The 20,563-nt window shown below is 70.8% G+C and carries 17 protein-coding genes and 1 pseudogene; 12 read left to right on the forward strand and 6 right to left on the reverse strand.

Annotated elements, in window-relative coordinates:
- Nucleotides 1-6: 6 nt before the first annotated feature.
- A complete protein-coding gene (locus FY549_RS08465; RefSeq protein WP_149084645.1) occupies nt 7-1,050 on the reverse strand; it encodes an ATP-dependent DNA ligase in 1,044 nt (347 codons plus the stop codon).
- A gap of 423 nt (nt 1,051-1,473) precedes the next feature.
- Nucleotides 1,474-2,544: pseudogene (locus tag FY549_RS08470) on the reverse strand (phytoene desaturase family protein); the annotation flags it as partial.
- 65 nt (nt 2,545-2,609) lie between these two features.
- On the opposite strand from FY549_RS08470, the gene FY549_RS08475 reads away from it, so the two are divergent.
- Both FY549_RS08475 and FY549_RS08480 read left to right on the forward strand, forming a co-directional pair.
- Nucleotides 2,610-3,092 (forward strand): hypothetical protein, encoded by a 483-nt coding sequence (locus tag FY549_RS08475; protein ID WP_149084646.1) that lies wholly within the window; start codon nt 2,610-2,612, stop codon nt 3,090-3,092.
- On the forward strand, nt 3,092-3,640 hold the full coding sequence (locus FY549_RS08480; protein WP_149084647.1) for a GNAT family N-acetyltransferase: 549 nt from the start codon (nt 3,092-3,094) through the stop codon (nt 3,638-3,640). Before FY549_RS08475 ends, FY549_RS08480 begins: the two co-directional genes overlap by 1 nt.
- Here the strand turns inward: FY549_RS08480 and FY549_RS08485 are convergent.
- Together FY549_RS08485 and FY549_RS08490 are read right to left on the reverse strand one after the other, a co-directional pair.
- Entirely contained in the window at nt 3,637-4,872 is a 1,236-nt protein-coding gene (locus FY549_RS08485; protein ID WP_149084648.1) for an acyl-CoA dehydrogenase family protein, read from the reverse strand. The two genes, FY549_RS08480 and FY549_RS08485, sit on opposite strands and share 4 nt — an antisense overlap.
- Nucleotides 4,873-4,938: 66 nt before the next feature.
- Nucleotides 4,939-5,601, reverse strand: a complete 663-nt coding sequence (locus tag FY549_RS08490) for a TetR/AcrR family transcriptional regulator (RefSeq protein WP_149084649.1) — start codon at nt 5,599-5,601, stop codon at nt 4,939-4,941.
- Nucleotides 5,602-5,761: 160 nt separating this feature from the next.
- Between FY549_RS08490 and sucC the strand changes: the two genes are divergently transcribed.
- A complete protein-coding gene (gene sucC, locus FY549_RS08495; protein WP_025103777.1) occupies nt 5,762-6,928 on the forward strand; it encodes an ADP-forming succinate--CoA ligase subunit beta in 1,167 nt (388 codons plus the stop codon).
- Nucleotides 6,929-6,946: 18 nt separating this feature from the next.
- Nucleotides 6,947-7,849, forward strand: a complete 903-nt coding sequence (gene sucD, locus FY549_RS08500; RefSeq protein ID WP_149084650.1) for a succinate--CoA ligase subunit alpha — start codon at nt 6,947-6,949, stop codon at nt 7,847-7,849.
- Nucleotides 7,850-7,921: 72 nt separating this feature from the next.
- Here sucD and FY549_RS08505 read toward each other — a convergent pair whose 3' ends face one another.
- Complete coding sequence (locus FY549_RS08505) at nt 7,922-8,500, reverse strand: TetR/AcrR family transcriptional regulator (RefSeq protein WP_149084651.1); 579 nt, start codon at nt 8,498-8,500, stop codon at nt 7,922-7,924.
- Nucleotides 8,501-8,576: 76 nt separating this feature from the next.
- Between FY549_RS08505 and FY549_RS08510 the strand changes: the two genes are divergently transcribed.
- Nucleotides 8,577-8,978 (forward strand): VOC family protein, encoded by a 402-nt coding sequence (locus tag FY549_RS08510; RefSeq protein WP_149084652.1) that lies wholly within the window; start codon nt 8,577-8,579, stop codon nt 8,976-8,978.
- Nucleotides 8,979-9,158: 180 nt separating this feature from the next.
- Here FY549_RS08510 and FY549_RS08515 read toward each other — a convergent pair whose 3' ends face one another.
- Entirely contained in the window at nt 9,159-10,634 is a 1,476-nt protein-coding gene (locus FY549_RS08515; RefSeq protein ID WP_149084653.1) for an NCS2 family permease, read from the reverse strand.
- Between the two features lie 91 nt (nt 10,635-10,725).
- Between FY549_RS08515 and FY549_RS08520 the strand changes: the two genes are divergently transcribed.
- The 7 genes from FY549_RS08520 (at nt 10,726) to FY549_RS08550 (ending at nt 20,514) form a co-directional block, all read left to right on the forward strand.
- Entirely contained in the window at nt 10,726-12,012 is a 1,287-nt protein-coding gene (locus FY549_RS08520) for a DUF6350 family protein (protein ID WP_200839087.1), read from the forward strand.
- Between the two features lie 59 nt (nt 12,013-12,071).
- Nucleotides 12,072-12,659, forward strand: coding sequence for a phosphoribosylglycinamide formyltransferase (gene purN, locus FY549_RS08525; protein ID WP_149084654.1), 588 nt, complete (start codon nt 12,072-12,074; stop codon nt 12,657-12,659).
- 31 nt (nt 12,660-12,690) lie between these two features.
- Nucleotides 12,691-14,298, forward strand: coding sequence for a bifunctional phosphoribosylaminoimidazolecarboxamide formyltransferase/IMP cyclohydrolase (gene purH, locus FY549_RS08530; protein ID WP_149084655.1), 1,608 nt, complete (start codon nt 12,691-12,693; stop codon nt 14,296-14,298).
- Between the two features lie 147 nt (nt 14,299-14,445).
- Entirely contained in the window at nt 14,446-15,963 is a 1,518-nt protein-coding gene (locus tag FY549_RS08535) for a DNA-3-methyladenine glycosylase 2 family protein (RefSeq protein WP_149084656.1), read from the forward strand.
- A complete protein-coding gene (locus FY549_RS08540) occupies nt 15,960-16,457 on the forward strand; it encodes a methylated-DNA--[protein]-cysteine S-methyltransferase (protein ID WP_149084657.1) in 498 nt (165 codons plus the stop codon). The genes FY549_RS08535 and FY549_RS08540 overlap by 4 nt, the downstream gene beginning before the upstream one ends.
- Before the next feature lie 305 nt (nt 16,458-16,762).
- The gene (locus FY549_RS08545; RefSeq protein ID WP_200838966.1) at nt 16,763-18,706 is read left to right on the forward strand and encodes an ABC transporter ATP-binding protein; all 1,944 of its coding nucleotides are present in this window, start codon (nt 16,763-16,765) and stop codon (nt 18,704-18,706) included.
- A complete protein-coding gene (locus FY549_RS08550; protein ID WP_149084658.1) occupies nt 18,703-20,514 on the forward strand; it encodes an ABC transporter ATP-binding protein in 1,812 nt (603 codons plus the stop codon). Before FY549_RS08545 ends, FY549_RS08550 begins: the two co-directional genes overlap by 4 nt.
- The last annotated feature ends 49 nt before the right edge of the window (nt 20,515-20,563 follow it).

The raw sequence follows: 20,563 nt of genomic DNA on the forward strand, positions 1-20,563 counted from the left end.
ACCGGGTCAGCTCAGGACGTCGGCCAGGTCGTAACCCTCGACGGTGTCGAGCTGGTCGTAGGTGCAGGAGCGCGCGTCGCGGTCCGGCCGCCACCGCTCGAACTGCACCGTGTGCCGGAAGCGGGCGCCTTCGAGCTGGTCGTACCGCACCTCCAGCACGCGCTCGGGGCGCAGCCGCACGTACGACACGTCCTTCGCGCCGCTGAAGCGCGACCGTTCGCCCTCGCCGGTCACTGCGGCACCGTTCTCGTCGCGTTCGACAAGCGGGGCGAGCTCCTCCACGAGCTGTTTGCGCTTCGCGTCACTCCATGCCGCGACGCCACCGACCTGACGCAGCGTCCCGTCGGCGTCGTACAGGCCGACGAGCAGCGACCCCACCCCGGTGCCGGACTTGTGGATGCGGTAGCCGAGGGCCACGACGTCGGCGGTCCGGGCGTGCTTGATCTTGAACAGGGTGCGCTTCCCCGGGGCGTACGGTTGCGCCAGTGGCTTCGCGACGACGCCGTCCAGTCCCGCCCCTTCGAACTCGTCGAGCCAGCGCACGGCCGCGTCCCGGTCGCGGGTGGTCCGCGTCAGGTGAAGCGGGTGATCCACGGACTCCATGAGGCTCTCCAGCCGCGCGCGCCGTGTCTCGAACGACTGGTCCCGCAGGTCGTCCTCTCCGGAGGCGAGCAGGTCGAAGGCGATGAACATCGCCGGCGTCGCGGCGGCGAGCGTGGCGACGCGGGAGGCCGCCGGGTGGATGCGCTGGCTGAGCGCCTCCCAATCCAGTCGTTGCGCGCCGCTCCGTCCCGTCGCCACGACGATCTCACCGTCGAGCAGGCAGGGGACCGGGAGGAGCTGCGGGATCGCGTCGACGAGCTCCGGGAAGTAGCGGGTGAGAGGCTTCGCCCCGCGCGAGCCGATCTCCACCTTCTCCCCGTCCCAGGCGATCAGGCCGCGGAATCCGTCCCACTTCGGCTCGTAGAGCAGACCGCCGGGCGTCTTGTCCGGGTCGGGGACCGCGGCGACGGCCTTCGCGAGCATGGGGGCCGGAATCTCGTAGCGCATGCACCCCATCCTGGACCGGGCGGACGTCGGGGGAAAGGGCTGGTCAGTCGAACAGGTCGTCGAGCTCGGCGGGCGTCCCGGCGTCCCGCAGCACCGTGTGCGCCGCGTGCCACCCGGCCATGCCGTTGACGGCGGGGCCGGGCGGGGTCGAGGCGGAGGCGAGGTACACGCCACGCATGGGGGTCCGCCACGGGGCGGGGAGAGGACGGGGCGCCGCAGGGCCTGCCGCATGTCGAACACGCCCCCGGAGATGTCGCCGCCCACTTCCGCGGGGTTGATCGCCTCACGAGAGGAGGCCGGCACCGCGTGGCGGGCGAGGATCCGGTCGCGGAAACCGGGGGCGAAGCGCTCGACCTGTGCGGTGATGAGCTCCGTCGGGTCGAGGTCGGAGCCGTTCGGCACGTGGATGTACGCCCAGAGCACGGCCTTGCCCTCCGGGGCCCGGGTCGGGTCGAACAGCGACGGCTGCACGGCCAGGACATAGGGGCGCTCGGACACCCGGCCCACGGCGACCGCGTTCTCGCTGTTCCACACCTCATCCCTCGTCCCGGCGACGTGCACGGTCGGGGCGCTCCGCACGTGCTCGTTCGTCCACGGCACGGGGCCGTCGAGCGCGAAGTCGACCTTGGCGGCGGCGGCGCCGTAACGATAGCCGCGGAGGGCACGAGCGTAGGAGGCGGGGATGTCCGGGTGGGTGAGCGCGAGTCGGGGGGAGGTGTTGAGGAGCAGGACGTCGCCGCGGTCGGGGTCGCCCGCGTCCAGCGTCGCGAGGTCGGTGATGCGGACGCCGGTCTCGATCGTGCCACCGTGGGCTTCCAGGTCGGCGACGAGGGCGTCCGCGATCACCTGCGACCCGCCGCGCGGGTAGGGCCAGCCGCCGGCGTGGGCCAGCCCGGCGAGCAGCAGTCCCGCCGCGGCGCCGGCGAGCGTGGGTTGCGGAGAGTTCGCGTGCGCGACGACCCCGGCCATGAGCGCGGCCGCTTCCTCCGTGCGGAAGGCGGCGCGCGCGAGGGGCGTGCCCTGATCGAGCATGCGGATCGCGTAGCGCACGGCCGTGATCGGGTCGCGCGGGACGCGGAGGAGCTGATTGAAGGTGAAGTCCGTCACCCCGTCGATGCGGGTGCTGAGCGGGCGGAGTCGGCGCAGCCACGCGTCCCCGTCGACGCCGAGACCGCCGGCGGTGCGCTCGATGTCGCGCCAGGCGACGGCGGCGCGGCCGTCATCGAGAGGGTGGGCGAAGGAGATCTCCGGCCGGATCCACTCGATCCGCTCGTCGAGCCCGAAAGCCCGGAAGAACGGCGAGGCGACGGCTGCCGGGTGGACGGCGGAACAGACGTCGTGTCGGAAGCCCGGGAGCGTGACCTCCTGCGTGCGCAGCCCGCCCCCGACCGTGTCCGCGGCCTCCAGGACCCGTACCCGGTAGCCGGCGCGGGCGAGGGAGACGGCGGCGGAGAGGCCGTTCGGTCCGGATCCGATGATCGTCGCGAGTGCCATGCGGCCAGTCTCGCACGCGGGCCCGCGGTCGGCGGAGGGGGTTGCGCCGTGCGATCCTGGAAGGGATGAATGAAGTCCAGGGCCCGACCCCCGCCGGCACCTCCCGTCCGTACCGTTCGCTTCCCGAGGCGCTCCGCGCCCACCGCATCGACCCGGTGAACCACGCGTTCATCACCGAGATCGTCGCGTCCGCGGGGGTGACGTCGCTGATCGACCGGGGTCGCTACATCGAGGCGATCCGTCGCGAGGGGGCGGCGCTGCACATCGGCCGCACGTACACGAACGGCTTCACGGAGGACGAGGTCGTGACTGTCGGTTCGACCCGCCTCCGCCTGCAGCCCAGCGAGGGGCGCGCGCCGTACTTCTACGTCACGCACCCGAGCGAGTTCGCCCCGCAGACCCCCGTCAAGGCCAAGCGCTCCTCGACGCCGCGCACCCCCGCCGCTGCGCGCACGCCCGCGGCTCCGAAGCCCGTCGAGCGCGACTACGGCGTGTGTGACGTGTGCTTCATGGTGAAGACCCCCGCCGGCGGCTGCGGCTGCGACTGATGTGCGCCGCTCCCGCGCGCGGCGGCGTCTCCGTCCGCGAGGCAGAGTGGCCGGGAGACGCGGCTTTCGTGAGTGCCGCCGTATCGACATACCTCAGACAGACCGAGCAGGAGAAGCACGACATCCTGGGTGACCCGGCGGAGCCCGAGGGTGAGCTCCCCGAGCGGTACCGGCCGGAGGTCCGCGACCCCGAGACCGCATACGCCGGAGGGCGGGTGCTCGTGGCGGAGGTCGACGGGGGTCCGGTCGGCGTGGTGATCGCCCTTCCGCATGCCGGGTACACCGAGATCAAGCGGCTCTGGGCGGATCCGACGGTCCGCGGCCGAGGCGTCGGGTCCGCGCTGCTCGACGCCGTCCTGCGGGAGGCGGAGGGGGCGGTGCGGCTGTCGGTCTGGGACTGGCGCGACGCCGCGATCCGGCTCTACACATCCCGCGGCTTCCGCCCCGCCGATGCCCGGGACGACCGCGATCGCCTTCTCTGTTTCGAATCGCGCACTTCGCTGCATCCGGCGGCCGAACGCAGCAAAGGGCGCGATTCGAAGGGCTAGGCGAAGGCGCTCATCCCGGTGATGTCACGGCCGAGCAGGAGCGCCTGGACCGACTCGGTGCCCTCGTAGGTGTGGATGGCCTCGATGTCGGCCATGTGCTGCATGACGCCGTTCTCCAGGAGGATGCCGTTGCCGCCGAGGAGGTCCCGCGCCGTCGCCGCGATTCGCCGGGCCGCCCGGGTGTTGTGGAACTTCGCGAGCGACGCCTGGGTCGGCCGCAGGGCGCCCGCCTGCTCCAGATCGGCCATCCGGCGGCAGTACAGCTGCATCGCCGTGAGATCTTCCAGCATGTGCGTCAGGCGCTCCTGCACCATCTGGAACTTCGCGAGCGGCTTGCCGAACTGCACCCGCTCCTTCGCGTAGGCCAGAGCCGCCTCGTAGCAGGCGGTCGCGTGACCGAGGGCCGACCAGGCGACACCGGACCGGGTGGCGTAGAGCACGGTCGAAGCGTCCTTGAAGCTCCTGGTCCCGGGAAGCACCGCGTCCAGCGGCACCCGTACGTCGTCCAGGCGGATGTGGGCCTGATGGATCGCGCGGAGGGAGGCCTTCCCGCGGATCACGGTGCCGGTGTAGCCGGGGGTGTCCTGCTCGACGAGGAAGCACCGCACCGATCCGTGTTCGGCGGCGGAGTCGTCGTCGACCCGCGCCCAGACGAACGTGATCCCGCCGGAGGCTCCGTTGCCGATCCACTTCTTGGTCCCGCGGAGCACCCAGGAGTCCCCGTCGCGACGGGCCACGGTCTCCAGCGAGACGGAGTCGGAGCCGTGGTCGGGCTCGGTCAGCGCGAACGAGCCGAGCACGGAGCCGTCGGCGAGGGCGGTGAGCCAGCGGTCCTGCTGGGCGGGGGATCCGAACAGGGCGAGGGTCCGGAGGGCGAGACCGCCCTGGACAGCGAGGATCGTGCCGAGCGAGCCGTCCCCGCGCGAGATCTCCATGTTCACCAGTCCCGCGGCGAGCGGGGAGAGGCGGGTGAGGGCGGGATGATCGATCCCGTCGACGACGAGGTCCATCTCGCCCATGCGCCGTGCGGCCTCGAGCGGGTACTCGGCGCGGTCCCAGGCCTCCGCCATCTGCGGGGCGACCTCGTCGACATACGCCTTGGCGCGCTCCCAGGCCTCCCGGTCGGCGGCGGGGAGGTCCGCGAAGACCGCGTAGTAGTCGCTGTCCTGTCGCGCGGTGACGTCGTAGGACGCGACGCGTTCGCCGGGCAGAGGTGACGCTTCGGGGCTCATGGTGACTCCTTCGTGACACCAGGTATCGTACTCCTCGATACTCGGTGCCACGACCCGCGTGCCCGCTCAATCGAGTTCGGAGCGCAGCCTCCGCGTGACCTCGGCGATGGGCATGGAGCGGGGGAAGACCGCCACGACCATGTCGTCGGGGGCCCCGGCGGCGGCGTCCTCCCCGACCCCGTATCGGCGCCGGGCGTCCGCGAGCGCGGACTGGAGCGTCGCCAGCGGCACCTTCTTCCGTCCGCGCAGGAGCTGCCGCAGGACGTGGTTGTGCACCGCGGTCACGAGTGCAGCGAATCCGACCGCATCGAGCGGGTCGACACCCGGCAGCGCGCTCCGCAGGTACTCGTCGAACAGTCGCTCGTAGCGGAACACCGTGATGATCTCGCGCTCTCGGAGCACCGGGACCTGGCGGACGACCTGATACCGGCGCCGTGCGAGCTCGGGATCGTTCGCGAAGTGGGTGAAGACGGCTTCCGACGCCGCGCACACGGCACCCCACGGATCGTCGTGACCCTCCGCCAGGAACTCGCGGAGCTGCTCCAGCAGCACCTCGTGGTCGGCGAAGACGACGTCTTCCTTGCCACCGAACTGGCGGAAGAAGGTCGAGCGGGAGACCCCGGCCGCCTTGGCGATCTGCTCGACGGACGTCTGGTCGAACCCCTGGGTCTGGAACAGCTCGAGCGCGGCGGCGACCACGGCGTCGCGCGGATCGGAGAAGTCTCGCATGACGCAAAGCCTAGGACCTCCCGCCCGCATCGCACCGGCTCCACGGGCCGCCCGCGGGCCGCAGGAGCGCCCAGGACGAGGTAGTAGGCTGGGGGACTGGTCGATGTCTCGACATCGAGAGAATCACCAGACCAGACCGCAGCCCAGTGAAGGAAGCACAGTGGATCTGTACGAGTACCAGGCACGAGACGTTTTCGAGAAGTACGGAGTGCCGGTCCTCGCCGGCATCGTCGCGGACACCCCCGAGGAGGTGAAGGCGGCTGCCGAGAAGATCGGCGGTGTCGTGGTCGTCAAGGCCCAGGTCAAGACCGGCGGCCGCGGCAAGGCCGGCGGTGTCAAGGTCGCGAAGACCCCCGACGAGGCGTACGAGGCCGCGAAGGCCATCCTCGGGCTCGACATCAAGGGCCACGTCGTCAAGCGGGTCATGGTCGCGCAGGGCGCTCGCATCGCCGAGGAGTTCTACTTCTCCGTGCTGCTGGACCGCGCCAACCGCTCCTACCTCTCCCTGTGCTCCGTGGAGGGCGGCATGGAGATCGAGCAGCTCGCCGTCGAGAAGCCCGAGGCCCTCGCCCGCGTCGAGGTCAACCCGCTCACGGGTATCGACAAGGAGAAGGCGGTCGAGATCGCCCGTGCCGCGAACTTCCCGGAAGACCTCGTCGAGAAGGTCTCCGACGTGTTCGTGAAGCTCTACGACGTCTACAAGGGTGAGGACGCGACGCTCGTCGAGGTGAACCCGCTCGTCCGCACCGAGGACGGCGACATCATCGCGCTCGACGGCAAGGTCACGCTCGACGACAACGCGTCCGAGATCCGCCACCCCGAGCACGAGGCGCTGGAGGACAAGGACGCTGCCGACCCGCTCGAGGCCAAGGCCAAGGCGTCGGGCCTCAACTACGTCAAGCTCGACGGCGAGGTCGGCATCATCGGCAACGGCGCGGGCCTGGTCATGTCGACGCTCGACGTCGTCGCCTACGCCGGGGAGAACCACAACGGCGTCAAGCCCGCCAACTTCCTCGACATCGGCGGTGGCGCCTCGGCCGAGGTCATGGCCGCCGGCCTCGACGTCATCCTCGGCGACCCGCAGGTCAAGAGCGTGTTCGTCAACGTCTTCGGCGGCATCACGGCGTGCGACGCCGTCGCCAACGGCATCAAGGGTGCCCTCGAGACGCTGGGCGACACGGCCTCGAAGCCGCTGGTCGTCCGCCTCGACGGCAACCGCGTCGACGAAGGTCGTGCGATCCTCGCCGACTACGCGCACCCGCTCGTGACCCTGGCCGCCACGATGGACGAGGGCGCCGACAAGGCCGCCGAGCTCGCCAACGCCTGAGACTGAAGGACTAGAAGAATGTCGATCTACCTCAACAAGGACTCCAAGGTCATCGTCCAGGGCATCACCGGCGGCGAGGGCACCAAGCACACCGCGCTGATGCTCAAGGCCGGCACCCAGGTCGTCGGCGGCGTGAACGCCCGCAAGGCCGGCACCACGGTCTCGCACACCGACAAGGACGGCAACGCCGTCGAGCTCCCCGTCTTCGGCTCCGTCGCCGAGGCCATGAAGGAGACCGGAGCCGACGTCTCGATCGCCTTCGTCCCCGGCGCCTTCACCAAGGACGCGATGATCGAGGCCATCGACGCCGAGATCCCGCTGCTCGTCGTCATCACCGAGGGCGTGCCCGTCGGCGACTCGGCCGAGGCCTGGGCGTACGCGCAGAGCAAGGGCAACAAGACCCGCATCATCGGCCCGAACTGCCCCGGCATCATCACCCCCGGTGAGGCGCTCGTCGGCATCACGCCCGCGAACATCACCGGCAAGGGCCCGATCGGCCTCGTGTCGAAGTCGGGCACGCTGACGTACCAGATGATGTTCGAGCTGCGCGACCTGGGCTTCTCCACGGCCATCGGGATCGGCGGCGACCCGGTCATCGGCACCACGCACATCGACGCGCTCGCGGCGTTCGAGGCCGACCCCGAGACCAAGGCCATCGTCATGATCGGCGAGATCGGCGGCGACGCCGAGGAGCGCGCGGCCGAGTACATCAAGGCGAACGTGACCAAGCCGGTCGTCGGCTACGTCGCGGGCTTCACGGCTCCGGAGGGCAAGACCATGGGTCACGCCGGTGCCATCGTCTCCGGCTCGGCCGGTACCGCGCAGGCGAAGAAAGAGGCCCTCGAGGCCGCGGGTGTCAAGGTCGGCAAGACGCCGTCCGAGACCGCCGCTCTCATGCGTGAGATCGTCGAATCGCTCTGACCTGAGCTACGATCGACCTGAAGGCCCCGGGCTCCACCCCGGGGCCTTCGTCATACCCCGGGGAATGCTCGCTCAGCCCGCGTCGTCCACGGCATCGAGCAGGGCGTCGAGAGCGCGGTGTGCCTGGCGTCGCGCCGCCGGGTCGTCGGGCCGGGCGGCCAGCCAGAGCGCGAGCTCGTTCATGGCCCCGGAGAGGGCGGCGGTGAGCGCGTCACGGAGGGGCGTCGGGACGCCGGCCTCTCGCAGCCCGGCTCGCAGCTCCTGCTCCGGCCCGGTCGCGTCCAGGCGTCGCCACTGCTCCCAGCCGAGAACGGCGGGGCCGTCGACGAGCAGTACCCGCGCGGCTGCGCCGACGGTGATGGCTTCGAGGAACGCGTGGCTGCCGTCCCGGAGTGCGGCTGCCGGGGAGCTGTGCGCCGTGGCGGCCAGGATGGCCGCGGTGACGCGCTCCTGCTGGGCAGCTGCGACCGCGGTGAAGAGTCGGGGTTTCGACTCGTAGTGGTGATAGACGGCGCCGCGCGTGACGCCGGCTGCTCGGGCGATCTCATCGACGGAGGCCGTCGCGTAGCTGTGGGCGGCGAAGTGCGCCGTGGCGACGTCGAGGATTCGCCGTGCCGTCTCGGCGGCGTCGGCGGCGGATGCTCGGGGCATGGGGTTCCTTTACGTGCGGTCTGTATGTATCGTAGCGCTCAGAATACAGACACGCTGTATGTAAAGGAGAGTCCGCATGGAGATCACGAGCTTCTACCCGGTGCTGATGGTCGACGATGTCGCCGCAGCCGCCCGGTTCTACCGCGAGGAACTCGGCTTCGAGTCCTCCTTCGAAGCCGAGTGGTACGTCAGTCTGCGCGTCGACGGCGGTGAGCTGGCGATCCTCGACCGCAGGCACGAGACCATCCCGCCGGGTTTCCGCGAGCCGGTGCGGGGGCTGCTGCTCAACGTCGAGGTTCCGGACGCGGCGGCGGCGCACGCCCGCCTCGTCGAGGAGCGGGGCCTCCCGGTGCGGCTGCCGCTGCGTGACGAGGCGTTCGGCCAGCGGCATTTCATCGTCGAGGCCCCCGGGGGAGTCCTGGTCGACGTCATCGAGCCGATCGAGCCGTCGCCCGAGTTCGCCGCGGCCTACGCCTGAGCCGCGTTCGGGCTCGCCCTCGCTCGCACGAGCAAAGCACGAATGCACGACGGTGTGGGCGATGGAGTCGTGCAGGCGTGGCAGGATCGTGCATCCGACGCCGAGGGAGTGGCGCGGAAACGGAACGACGGAGGGGCGGGTGCCGCAGCGCCCGCCCCTCCGTCTGTCTTCCGGACCGGGTCAGATCCCGACGCCGAAGAGGGCCTCGATAGGACCGCGGGCGAAGAAGATCAGGAAGCCGGCGCCCACCACCCACAGCAGCGGGCTGATGGACTTCGCCTTGCCGGAGAAGGCGTGGATGAGCACCCAGCTCACGAAACCCGCTCCGATGCCGTTGGCGATGGAGTACGTCAGCGGCATGACGGAGACCGTGAGGAACACCGGCAGCAGCACCCGGAAGTCGCCGAAGTCGATGTGCCGGATCTGGGCCATCATCATGGCGCCGACGATGATGAGCGCCGCGGCGGCGATCTCGGTCGGCACGATGGAGGTCAGCGGCGTGAGGAACATCGCGATGAGGAAGACGATGCCCGTCACGACGTTCGCGAGGCCCGTCCGGGCGCCCTCCCCGATGCCCGCGCCGGACTCGATGAAGACCGTGCTCGAGGACGAGGAGGTCGCACCACCGGCGATCGCGCCGACACCCTCGACCACGAGGGCCGACTTGATGCGCGGGAAGTCGCCGTTGTCGTCGGCGAGGTTCGCCTCCTTCGCGAGGCCCGTCATGGTGCCCATGGCGTCGAAGAAGTTCGTGAAGAGGAGCGTGAAGACGATCATCACGAGAGCGACGAGGCTGACCTTGCCGAGGTCGAAAGAGAAGTCGACGGCACCGATGAGGCTGAGGTCGGGGACGCTGACGGGCGAGCCGGTGAGCGCCGGGACGGTGAGGCCCCAGCCACCGGGGTTGACGACGTTGCCCTCATCATCGACGCCTCGGGCGCCGATGTGCCAGATCGCCTCGACGACGACCGCGAGCACGGTGCCGCCGATGAGGCCGATGAGCATTCCGCCCTTGATGCGGAGGGCCACGAGGATGCCCGTGAGGAGCAGCGTGATCACGAACAGCAGGCTCGGCACGGTTGCGACCGAGCCGTTGACGCCGAGTCCGACGGGCGGCGACGAGGCGCCGGTCGCCGTGACGAAGCCCGAGTTGACGAAGCCGATGAACGCGATGAAGAGCCCGATGCCGACCGTGATGGCGATCTTCAGCTGGAAGGGCACCGCGTCGAAGATCGCCTTCCGCAGTCCGGTGGCGGCGAGGAGCACGATCACGACGCCGTTGATCATCACGAGTGCCATCGCCTCGGGCCAGGTCACCTGACCGACGACGGAGAACGCGACGAAGGCGTTGATGCCGAGGCCCGCCGCGAAACCGAACGGCAGGCGGGTGACGAGACCGAACAGGATCGTCATGACGCCAGCGGTCAGGGCCGTCGCGGCACCGACGGCGTTGAAGTCCAGCACGTCGCCGGCGACGTCCGGCTTTCCGGACAGGATGATCGGATTGAGGATCACGATGTAGGCCATCGTGACGAACGTCACCAGGCCTCCACGGATCTCGGTGCCGATCGTCGATCCGCGTTTGCTGATCTCGAAGAAGCGGTCCAGGGTACCGGTGGGCGCGGTGGACGCCGGAGCGGGTGGGGCAGTAGTCATCGGGAAACCTCCGGAGAAACGCTACCGTGTCGCCCGCCTCGCGCGCGCCCACGGGGGCCGGACGGGAACTCGTCGTAGTCTCGGAAGCGCTATGCAACGCCTCCTCGTCGCGCTCCTCGCCGCCCTCGACGCCGCCATCGCCGCGGCGATCGGGCTGGCCGTACTGCTGGCGCCGCTGACGCTCCTGTGGACCCTGGCGTTCGGCGTCACGGCCGACTGGGGCGCGCTCTGGCCTCTCACGGGCACGCTCTGGGAGTTCGGACACGGTGTCCCGCTGGAGGTCACTGTCCCGGACGCGCTGCTCGTCGCCCTCGCGATCCCCGCCGAGGCCGCGCGGTTCGTCGTCTCGGTCACGCCGCTGGCCTTCCTGGTCTTCACCCTCCTCTTCGCGGCGCGCTCCGGTGGCCGGGCGGCGCGGTCGGGCGCCTGGCTGCTGGGGTCGCTGTCGGGGACCGCGGTGTTCGCCGTGATCTCCACGGTCGTCGCGCTCACCTCGGCGGTGGACGCGGCGCGGGTTCCGGTGGCTCTCGCGATCCTGCTTCCTTCCGCCGTGTACCTCGCGGGCGCTCTGTGCGGCGCCGTCCGGGTGGCCTGGGAGGACGGGGACGGAGGGCTGCTCGACCGGGTCCACGATGTGCTGGACGCCCGCGAGCACTGGGCGCCGGTGCCCACGGCGATCGTCCAGGGGGCTGCCTTCGCCCTCGTGGGGGTGACCGGAGCCGCTGCCCTTGCGGTCGCCGTGTCGGTGCTCACCCGCGGCGGAGAGGTCGTCGCTCTGTTCCAGGCCGCGCGGGTCGACGCCCTCGGCGCGACCGTGCTCACCCTCGGGCAGCTCGCGTACCTGCCGACGCTGGTGGTGTGGGCGGCCTCGTGGCTGGCAGGCCCCGGGTTCGCGGTCGGGGCGGGGACCGCGGTGTCGCCGGCCGGAACCCAGCTGGGCGTCGTCCCCGGCATCCCCGTGTTCGGTCTGCTGCCGGAGAACACCTCGATGTGGACGCTGATCGTCATCCTGCTGCCGATCGCCGCGGGGGCCTTCGCCGGCTGGGCGGTGCGCTCCCGGCTGGTCTGGGAGGGGACGCCGCTCGGACTCCTGCAGCGGGCCGTGATCGCCGTCGGGATCGCGGCGCTCTCCGGCGGTGTGGCCGGTGTCGCCGCGGCCCTCGCGAACGGGTCGATCGGGCCCGGCCGTCTCGGCGTCGTCGGACCCGCGGTCGTTCCCTTCGCGTTGTCCCTCGGTGCGGAGGTGCTCGTCGGCGCGGCGATCCTGCTGCTCGCTCCGCGCCACCGGGACGAGGTCGCCGAGGAGCGCACGGACCGCTGGATCGCGGAGATGTCCGCGCTCGGAGCCGAGGGTGCCGTCGACGACGACCGTCGCTAGAGATCGCCGCTGCGGAGGAGCGGGCCGGAGCGTCTCCGACACGTCGGTAGACTGGGCGCGTGCTCACGGTCGCCGTACTCATCTCGGGCGCCGGCTCGAACCTTCGCGCCCTCCTCGAGGCCGCTCGTCACCCCGATTTCCCGGCGCGGGTCGTCGTCGTCGGAGCGGACCGCGAGGCCGACGGGTTGGCGCACGCCGAGGAGTTCGGCATCCCCAGCTTCACCGTGCCGTGGCACGAGCACGAGAGCCGTGAGGCCTGGGGGGAGGAGCTGGGCAGACAGCTCGCCGTCTGGACTCCGGATCTCGTGGTGCTCAGCGGCCTCATGCGGCTGCTGCCGTCGTCGCTCGTCGCCGCCTACGCGCCGCGGATCATCAACACCCACCCCGCATACCTCCCGGAGTTCCCCGGGGCGCACGGCGTGCGCGATGCACTGTCCGCCGGCGTCCGCGAGACCGGGGCGAGCGTGATCGTCGTGGACGACGGCGTCGACACCGGTCCGATCCTCGCGCAGGAGCGGGTGCCGATCCGGGCCGACGACACCGAGCACACGCTGCACGAGCGCATCAAGCCGGTCGAGCGCCGGCTCCTCATTGACGTCGTCCGGCGCATCGCCACCGGCGACCTCGCCTTGACCTCCGCCCCCTGACCCCCGACGCCCCGCACGAAGGAGCCCTTTCATGGCCGGCCCCCGCCACGACCCCACGCTCTACCGCGACCGCGACACCGTGCCGATCCGGCGCGCTCTCGTCTCGGTCAGCGACAAGACCGACCTGCTCGGTCTCGCCGCCGCGCTCGCGGAGGCGGGCGTCGAGATCGTCTCGACCGGTTCGACGGCGTCCACCATCCGCGACGCCGGCTTCGAGGTGACGGACGTGGCCGCGGTCACGGGGGTCGCCGAGATGCTCGACGGTCGAGTGAAGACCCTGCACCCGAAGGTGCACGGCGGACTCCTCGCCGACCTGCGCCTGGAGGACCACGAGCGCCAGCTCGCCGACCTCGACATCGCGCCGTTCGAGCTCGTCGTGGTCAACCTCTATCCGTTCGTCGAGACGGTGGCCTCCGGCGCCGAGGGCGATGACGTGGTGGAGCAGATCGATATCGGTGGCCCGGCCATGGTGCGCGCGGCCGCGAAGAACCACGCGAACGTCGCGATCGTCGTGTCGCCGCAGTCCTACCCCGCGATCATCGCGGCGGTCGCCGACGGCGGAACCACCCTCGCCCAGCGCCGGGAGCTCGCGGCGCGGGCCTTCGCGCACACCGCGGCCTACGACACCGCCGTCGCGCAGTGGTTCGCCGAGGGCACCCTCAACGACCCGGGCGACCTGCCCACGCACCTGACGATCCAGGCCGAGCGCCTCGCGACGCTCCGCTACGGCGAGAACTCCCATCAGCGCGGTGCGATCTACACCCGCGCCGGCGGTCACGGGATCGCGCAGGCGACGCAGCTCCAGGGCAAGGAGATGTCGTACAACAACTACGTCGACGCGGATGCCGCGCTGCGCGCCGCGTACGACATGATCAAGCCGGCCGTCGCCATCATCAAGCACGCCAACCCGTGCGGGATCGCGACCACGGCGCCGAACGCGCTCGACCCGATCGCCAGTGCGCACCTGCGCGCCCACGAGTGCGACCCGGTCTCCGCGTACGGCGGCGTGATCGCCGCGAACGGTACCGTGACGCTGAAGATGGCCGAGAACCTGAAGGACATCTTCACCGAGGTCATCGTCGCGCCGTCGTTCGAGCCCGCGGCGCTGGAGGTCTTCAAGGCGAAGAAGAACCTGCGTCTCCTTCAGCTCCCCGAGGACTGGCAGCAGGAGCGGATGGACGTGCGCCTCGTCTCCGGCGGACTGCTGCTCCAGGATGCGGACCGTTTCCCGGACGACATCGTCTCGGTCGCGAAGGACTGGGAGCTCGTGTCGGGGGAGCGCCCGAGCGACGCCGAGATGGAGAACCTCATCTTCGCGTGGAAGGCCTGCCGGGCCGTGAAGTCGAACGCGATCGTGCTCGCCAAGGACAACGCGACGGTCGGTGTCGGCATGGGCCAGGTCAACCGCGTCGACTCGTGCCGCCTGGCGGTCGAGCGCGCCGGCGACCGCGCAGCCGGATCGGTCGCCGCCTCGGACGCCTTCTTCCCGTTCGCGGACGGTGCGCAGGTGCTCATCGACGCCGGTGTCACGGCCATCGTGCAGCCCGGCGGCTCGGTGCGTGACGAGGAGGTCGTGGATGCGGCGCGCAAGGCCGGCGTCACGATGTTCTTCACGGGGGAGCGTCACTTCTTCCACTGATCCGAGACCCCGGTCTTCTGTCGAGGCCCCGGTGTGCGTCCGTGCGCGCACCGGGGTCTCGGCGCGTGAGCGGGGTCTCGGCGGGTCGTCACCACGATGTCCGATTTCCGCCAGCCGGCGGGTGGTGGGGATGAGAGAGTGGAGGGCATGACACTCCCCGTGATCGACTTCGATGAGCGCTACCGGGCGATCAGCGCCCGAGACACCCGCTTTGACGGACAGTTCGTCACGGCGGTGCGGTCGACCGGGATCTACTGCCGCCCGAGCTGCCCCGCACGGACCCCGAAGCCGCAGAACGTGACGTTCTATCCCACGAGTGCGGCGGCTCACGAGGCCGGATATCGTGCGTGCAAGCGCTGCCTGCCGGAAGCAGCCCCCGGGTCGCCCGCGTGGGACGTCCGCGGAGACACCGCCGCCAGGGCCATGCGGCTGATCGCCTCCGGCGTCGTCGAGCGCGAGGGCGTCCCCGGCCTGGCCGCGCGCCTCGGCTACTCGAGTCGGCACCTCACGCGGCTCCTCACGACCGAGCTCGGGGCTGGACCACTCGCGCTCGCCAGGGCGCACCGGGCGCACACCGCCCGCATGCTCCTGGTGGGGACCGATATGCCCATCGCGGATGTCGCCTTCGCCGCCGGCTTCCACAGCATCCGGCAGTGCAACGACACGATCCGCGAGGTGTTCGGTCTCACGCCGGGGGAGGTCCGCGCCCGCCGCCGCACGCCCTCCGCGGCCGTGCCGGGGACGATCGATCTGGTACTGCCGTACCGAGGCCCCTTGGACGCGGCCGGCGTCTTCGCCTGGATGGCGGCGCGGGCCGTGACCGGAGTCGAGGAGACCACGGCGACGTCGTTCTCGCGGCACCTGCGGATGCCGGGAGGCCCCGCGTGGTTCGAGGTGCGTCAGGACGAGAGCGCCCGTCTGCGGCTCCGGGCGAGGGTCGCGCAGCTCAGCGATCTCGCACCGCTCGTGGCGACCGCGCGGCGGATCTTCGACCTGGACGCCGATCCCCTCGCGATCGACGAGGCCCTGCGAGCGCACCCGCCGCTCGCGCCGCTTGTCGCCCGGACCGCCGGCATCCGCGTGCCCGGAGCGGCCGATCCGCACGAGATGCTCATCCGCGCGATGATCGGACAGCAGATCACGGTCGTCGCCGCGCGCACCGCCCTCACCACCCTCACCGATGCCCTCGGGGAGCGGACGGCGGACGGCCTGCTGTTCCCCACCATGTCGGCCATCGCATCCCACGGCGCCGAGGTGCTGCGGGGACCCGCCGCCCGGGTCCGCGCCGTGACGGGGGCCGCCGCCGCGCTCGCGGACGGAAGCCTGACTCTGACGGTCGGCGACGACGGTCCCACGCAGCGCGCCGCCCTGCTCGCCCTCCCGGGGATCGGGCCCTGGACGGCCGACTACGTGCGGATGCGCGTGCTCGGCGACCCGGACGTCCTGCTTCGCGGCGACGTCGCCCTCCGCGCGGGCGCCGCGGCGGCCGGCCTCCCGGCCGGTCCGAAGGACCTCACCGCCTGGGCGGAGCGCACCGCCCCGTGGCGCAGCTATCTCAGCGCCCACCTGTGGCGTGCCGCTCCCGTCCGCCCCGCCGGCCCGCGGAGGAGACCGGCCGCCCTGACCGCCCCGCATCCTGATCTCGACACCGAGGAGACCTCATGACCGCCCTCATTCAGACCGTCGACACCGCCGACGGCCCGTTCACGATCCTGGCCGACGACCGCGAGCGCGTGGTCGTGTCCGGGTGGACCGACGACGTCGAGGCGATCCTCGGCCGCCTGCCCTCCCGCGCGCGCCCCGACACCGTGCGCGAGGCCGAGCTGGAGGCGGCGGGGGCCGTCCACGCGTACTACGCAGGAGATGTGACCGCGATCGACGCGGTCGCCGTCGCGCAGACGGGTACCGCGCTGCAACTCGCCGGTTGGGCCGCGCTCCGCGGGATCGCCCCGGGAGAGCCGCTGACGTACACGGGCTTCGCGGCGCGGCTCGGCAATCCGCAGGCGGTGCGGGCCGCCGCGTCGATCTGCGCCCGCAACGCTCCGGCGCTGTTCGTCCCGTGCCATCGCGTGCTGCGCACCGACGGCTCCCTCGGTGGATTCGCCTGGGGGCTGCCCGTGAAGGAGAGCCTCCTGGCGCGGGAGCGCGCCGCTCGCTGACCTCCCGGTTCCCAGAGCCCGCTCCGCAAAGAGCGGGCTCTTCGTCGTCGTGGGAATTCCTCTTGCGCTCAGCTCGTTCACAGGAATAGGCTGATGGGCTGTCGCGCCACCCGGACGACCTCGCCGAGCCCTTGAGGAGGACACCATGACCACGATCGCCCGTGCGCGGATCGACACCCTCGGCTCGACCCCGGCGCGCCTGCTCTCCTAGAGCCTCCGCCTCCCTTCTGCACCGGATGCCGGGCTCCGTGAGCCCGCTCTCGCATCCGTCCTCACTCTTCTCGCCTTCGACTCCTCTGAGAGACATGTCTTCCTCGTCTTCCGCGCAGAATCCGTCCCCGTCGTCCACTCTCTCCACTCCCGCCGCGCTGTGGCGGCTCAAGCCGTTCGTGAAGCCGGTCGTCTGGCGGCTCGCCGGTGGCGCCGCCAGCGCACTCGTCGCCGCGCTGATCGCCCTGATGATCCCCATCGTGCTCGAGCAGATCATCCGCGGACCGGTGCGCTCCGGGGCGCTCGATGCCATCGTCTGGGGCGCGCTCGCCGTGTTCGCCCTCGGTCTCGGCGAAGCCCTGATGGTCTGGCTGCGTCGACAGTTCGTGCTCTTCCCGGCCACCCAGGTCGAGTACCGCATGCGCACCGAGCTGTACTCGCGTCTGCAGACCCTTCCCGTCGCCTTCCACGACCGCTGGCAGTCCGGACAGCTGCTGAGCCGCATGATGCAGGACATCGGCCTCATCCGCCGCTGGCTCGCCTTCGGACTCGTGCTGCTGGTCGTGAACGTGCTGACGATCATCATCGGGTCGGTGCTGCTGTTCCGCTGGCACTGGCTGCTGGGCACGATCTTCCTGGTCACCGCCGTCCCGCTGTGGATCCGCGGCTACCTGTTCGAGAAGCGCTACGGTGCCCTCACGCGCCGCAGCCAGGATCAGGCGGGCGATCTGGCGACCAGCGTCGAGGAGAGCGTGCACGGCATCCGGGTGCTGAAGGCGTTCGGCCGGGGCGCGCACGCCCTCCGCCGCTTCAGCCGTCAGGCCGAGACGCTGCGCGAGACGGAGATGAGCAAGGCAGGAGCGATCGCCTCGATCTGGTTCTGGCTCGACCTCATGCCGCAGATCGCGTTCGGCCTCAGCCTCATGTCGGGCATCTGGCTGATCTCGCAGGGGGCCATCGATGAGGCTCAGCTCTTCGCGTTCTTCGCCATGGCCGTCGTGCTCCGGTGGCCGATCGAGTCGATCGGGTTCCTCTTCTCGTTCATGCTGGACGCGCGGACGGCGACCGACCGCGTCTTCGACATCTTCTCGGAGACGAACACCATCACCGACCCGGAACGACCAGCGCACATCGAGAATCCGCGCGGCGAACTCGCGTTCGAGAACGCTCACTTCCGCTATCAGGACGCGAGCGCCAGCGAGCGTGATCTGCTCGACGGTATCGACCTCGTGCTGCGGCCGGGGGAGACCATGGCGCTCGTCGGGCTCACCGGCAGCGGCAAGACGACGCTGACGACGCTCCCGACCCGGCTGTACGACGTGACGGGCGGGCGGGTCACGCTCGACGGCGTCGACGTGCGCGATCTGTCGCTGGCCGAGCTCCGCGAGCACATCGCGATGGCGTTCGAGGACGCCACGCTCTTCTCCGCGTCGGTCAGGGAGAACGTCCTCCTCGGCCGCGCCGACCTCGACGTGCACAGCCCGGAGGCCGAGCGCGTGCTGCGCGAGGCGCTCGACGTCGCTCAGGCGTCGTTCGTCGACACGCTCCCCGAGGGCGTCGAGACGGTGATCGGCGAGGAGGGCCTGAGCCTGTCCGGTGGACAGCGTCAGCGGCTCGCCCTCGCTCGCGCCGTCGCCGCGAAACCGAAGGTCCTGGTCCTGGACGACCCGCTGTCGGCGCTCGACGTCGACACGGAGGCGCTCGTCGAGGAGGCGCTGCGTCATGTGCTCGCCGACACCACGGCGCTGATCGTCGCGCACCGTCCGTCGACCGTGGCGCTCGCCGATCGCGTGGCGCTGTTGGAGGACGGTCGGATCACCGCTGTCGGCACCCACTCCGAGCTTCTGAAGACGAGCCGGCACTACCGGCACGTCATCTCGAGCCTGGAGGCGGAGGAGGCCGCGCGCACGGGGGCGATCCCGATCATCCGGGACGAGCAGACGGAGATCCACGAGACCGTGCAGGAAGGCATCCGCGAGGAAGCCGACGACGCGGCGCCGGGTGCACCTCGATTCGCAGGAGAGGAGGTGCAGCGATGAGCTCTCTCACCGGAACCCAGGACGAGGACCGCTCCCGTCTCACCAAGGAGGAGAGCCGGGCGATCCGCCGTCGTTCGCTGCGGTTGCTCGGGTCGCTGGTCCGCCCCCTCAAGCCGCAGATCGTCCTCGCCGCCGTGGTGCTCGTCCTCTCGACGGCGCTGCAGGTGGCCGGACCGATCCTCATCAGCATCGGTCTCGACCGTGCCCTCCCGGCGGTGCTGGAGAACGCGGATTGGATGCCGACCTTCGTCGTCGGGGGGATCTACCTGCTCGCCGGTGCCCTCGCGGCCGCGCTGATCGCGTGGTACGTCATCATCGCGGCCAAGCTCACCCAGGCCGTGCTGCTCGACCTGCGCAAGCGGATCTTCCTGCACACCCAGCGGCTGAGCTTGGAGTTCCACGAGTCGTACACGTCCGGCCGGATCATCTCCCGCCAGACGAGCGACCTCGACTCCATCAAGGAGCTCCTCGACGGCGGCCTGAACGAGCTCGTCTCCGGCGTGCTCTTCGGCGTCTTCACGTTCATCGCGCTGTGCGTGTGGGATTGGCAGTCGGGCCTGATCCTGGCGATCGGCGGCATTCCGCTGTTCTTCCTCATGCGCTGGTTCTACTCGCGCTCCCAGCTCGTGTACCGCGAGTCCCGCGTGATCAGCGCCAAGGTGATCGTGCAGTTCGTGGAGACCATGACCGGCATCCGCGCCGTCAAGGCGTTCCGCAAGGAACCGCGCAACGACGAGGCGTTCCAGGGCGTCGCCGGCGAGTACCGTGACGTGAACCGGCGCTCCATGCTGCTGTTCGGCACGTTCGAGCCGGGGCTCATGGGCGTGGCTGCGCTCGTGCTCGGCATCGTCGTGCTCTGGGGTGGGATCCGGGTCTCGGACGGCGCCCTCACCGTCGGCGTGCTGTTGTCCGCCGTGCTCTACGTGCGCAACTTCTTCGCTCCGATGCAGGAGATCGCGATGTTCCTCAACTCCTACCAGTCCGCCACGGCGGCGCTGGAGAAGGTGTCGGGCGTCCTCGAAGAGGTGCCGACCGTGCCCGACCCCGAGAAGCCGGTGGATCTGTGGGAGTCGCGCGGGCACATCCGCTTCGACGGCGTCACGTTCGCGTACAACGACGACAAGACGATCCTGCCGAACTTCTCGCTCGACATCCCCGCCGGCCAGACGATCGCGCTGGTCGGGACGACCGGTGCCGGCAAGTCGACCCTCGCGAAGCTCATCTCCCGGTTCTACGATCCCACCGAGGGGGCGGTGACGCTCGACGGCGTCGACCTGCGCTCGCTGCACCCGAAGGATCTGCGCCGCGCGATCGTCATGGTCACCCAGGAGGCGTACCTGTTCAGCGGGACCGTCGCCGACAACATCGCCCTGGGGCGTCCCGACGCGACGCTCGACGAGATCCGCGAAGCGGCGCGGGCGGTGGGCGCGGACGCGTTCATCTCGGCGTTGCCGGACGGGTACGACACCGACGTGAACAAGCGGGGCGGACGGGTCTCCGCGGGGCAGCGCCAGCTCATCTCGTTCGCGCGCGCCTTCCTCGCCGACCCGGCGGTGCTGATCCTCGACGAGGCGACCGCCTCGCTCGACATCCCGTCGGAGCGGCTGATCCAGGATGCCCTGCAGACGCTGCTCGCGCACCGGACGGCGATCATCATCGCGCACCGCCTGTCGACGGTCGCGATCGCGGATCGCGTCCTCGTGATGGAGCACGGTCGGATCATCGAGGACGACGCCCCGGCGGCCCTCATCGGAGGCACCGGGAAGTTCGCCCAGCTGCATGCAGCCTGGCAGGAGACGCTCGTCTGACGTCCGACCGCGATGGGCCCGGCAGCCGGGAGGATGTCGGGCCCCTCGT

This window comes from Microbacterium sp. 1S1 (assembly GCF_008271365.1).
Classification (GTDB): domain Bacteria; phylum Actinomycetota; class Actinomycetes; order Actinomycetales; family Microbacteriaceae; genus Microbacterium.

Excerpts from the sequence above, each read along its gene's own strand:
- FY549_RS08465 (WP_149084645.1), bottom strand. The coding sequence starts at position 1,050 with ATGCGCTACGAGATTCCGGCCCCCATGCTCGCGAAGGCCGTCGCCGCG.
- FY549_RS08475 (WP_149084646.1), top strand. The coding sequence starts at position 2,610 with ATGAATGAAGTCCAGGGCCCGACCCCCGCCGGCACCTCCCGTCCGTAC.
- FY549_RS08480 (WP_149084647.1), top strand. The coding sequence starts at position 3,092 with ATGTGCGCCGCTCCCGCGCGCGGCGGCGTCTCCGTCCGCGAGGCAGAG.
- FY549_RS08485 (WP_149084648.1), bottom strand. The coding sequence starts at position 4,872 with ATGAGCCCCGAAGCGTCACCTCTGCCCGGCGAACGCGTCGCGTCCTAC.
- FY549_RS08490 (WP_149084649.1), bottom strand. The coding sequence starts at position 5,601 with ATGCGAGACTTCTCCGATCCGCGCGACGCCGTGGTCGCCGCCGCGCTC.
- sucD (WP_149084650.1), top strand. The coding sequence starts at position 6,947 with ATGTCGATCTACCTCAACAAGGACTCCAAGGTCATCGTCCAGGGCATC.
- FY549_RS08505 (WP_149084651.1), bottom strand. The coding sequence starts at position 8,500 with ATGCCCCGAGCATCCGCCGCCGACGCCGCCGAGACGGCACGGCGAATC.
- FY549_RS08510 (WP_149084652.1), top strand. The coding sequence starts at position 8,577 with ATGGAGATCACGAGCTTCTACCCGGTGCTGATGGTCGACGATGTCGCC.
- FY549_RS08515 (WP_149084653.1), bottom strand. The coding sequence starts at position 10,634 with ATGACTACTGCCCCACCCGCTCCGGCGTCCACCGCGCCCACCGGTACC.
- FY549_RS08520 (WP_200839087.1), top strand. The coding sequence starts at position 10,726 with ATGCAACGCCTCCTCGTCGCGCTCCTCGCCGCCCTCGACGCCGCCATC.
- purH (WP_149084655.1), top strand. The coding sequence starts at position 12,691 with ATGGCCGGCCCCCGCCACGACCCCACGCTCTACCGCGACCGCGACACC.
- FY549_RS08535 (WP_149084656.1), top strand. The coding sequence starts at position 14,446 with ATGACACTCCCCGTGATCGACTTCGATGAGCGCTACCGGGCGATCAGC.
- FY549_RS08540 (WP_149084657.1), top strand. The coding sequence starts at position 15,960 with ATGACCGCCCTCATTCAGACCGTCGACACCGCCGACGGCCCGTTCACG.
- FY549_RS08545 (WP_200838966.1), top strand. The coding sequence starts at position 16,763 with ATGTCTTCCTCGTCTTCCGCGCAGAATCCGTCCCCGTCGTCCACTCTC.
- FY549_RS08550 (WP_149084658.1), top strand. The coding sequence starts at position 18,703 with ATGAGCTCTCTCACCGGAACCCAGGACGAGGACCGCTCCCGTCTCACC.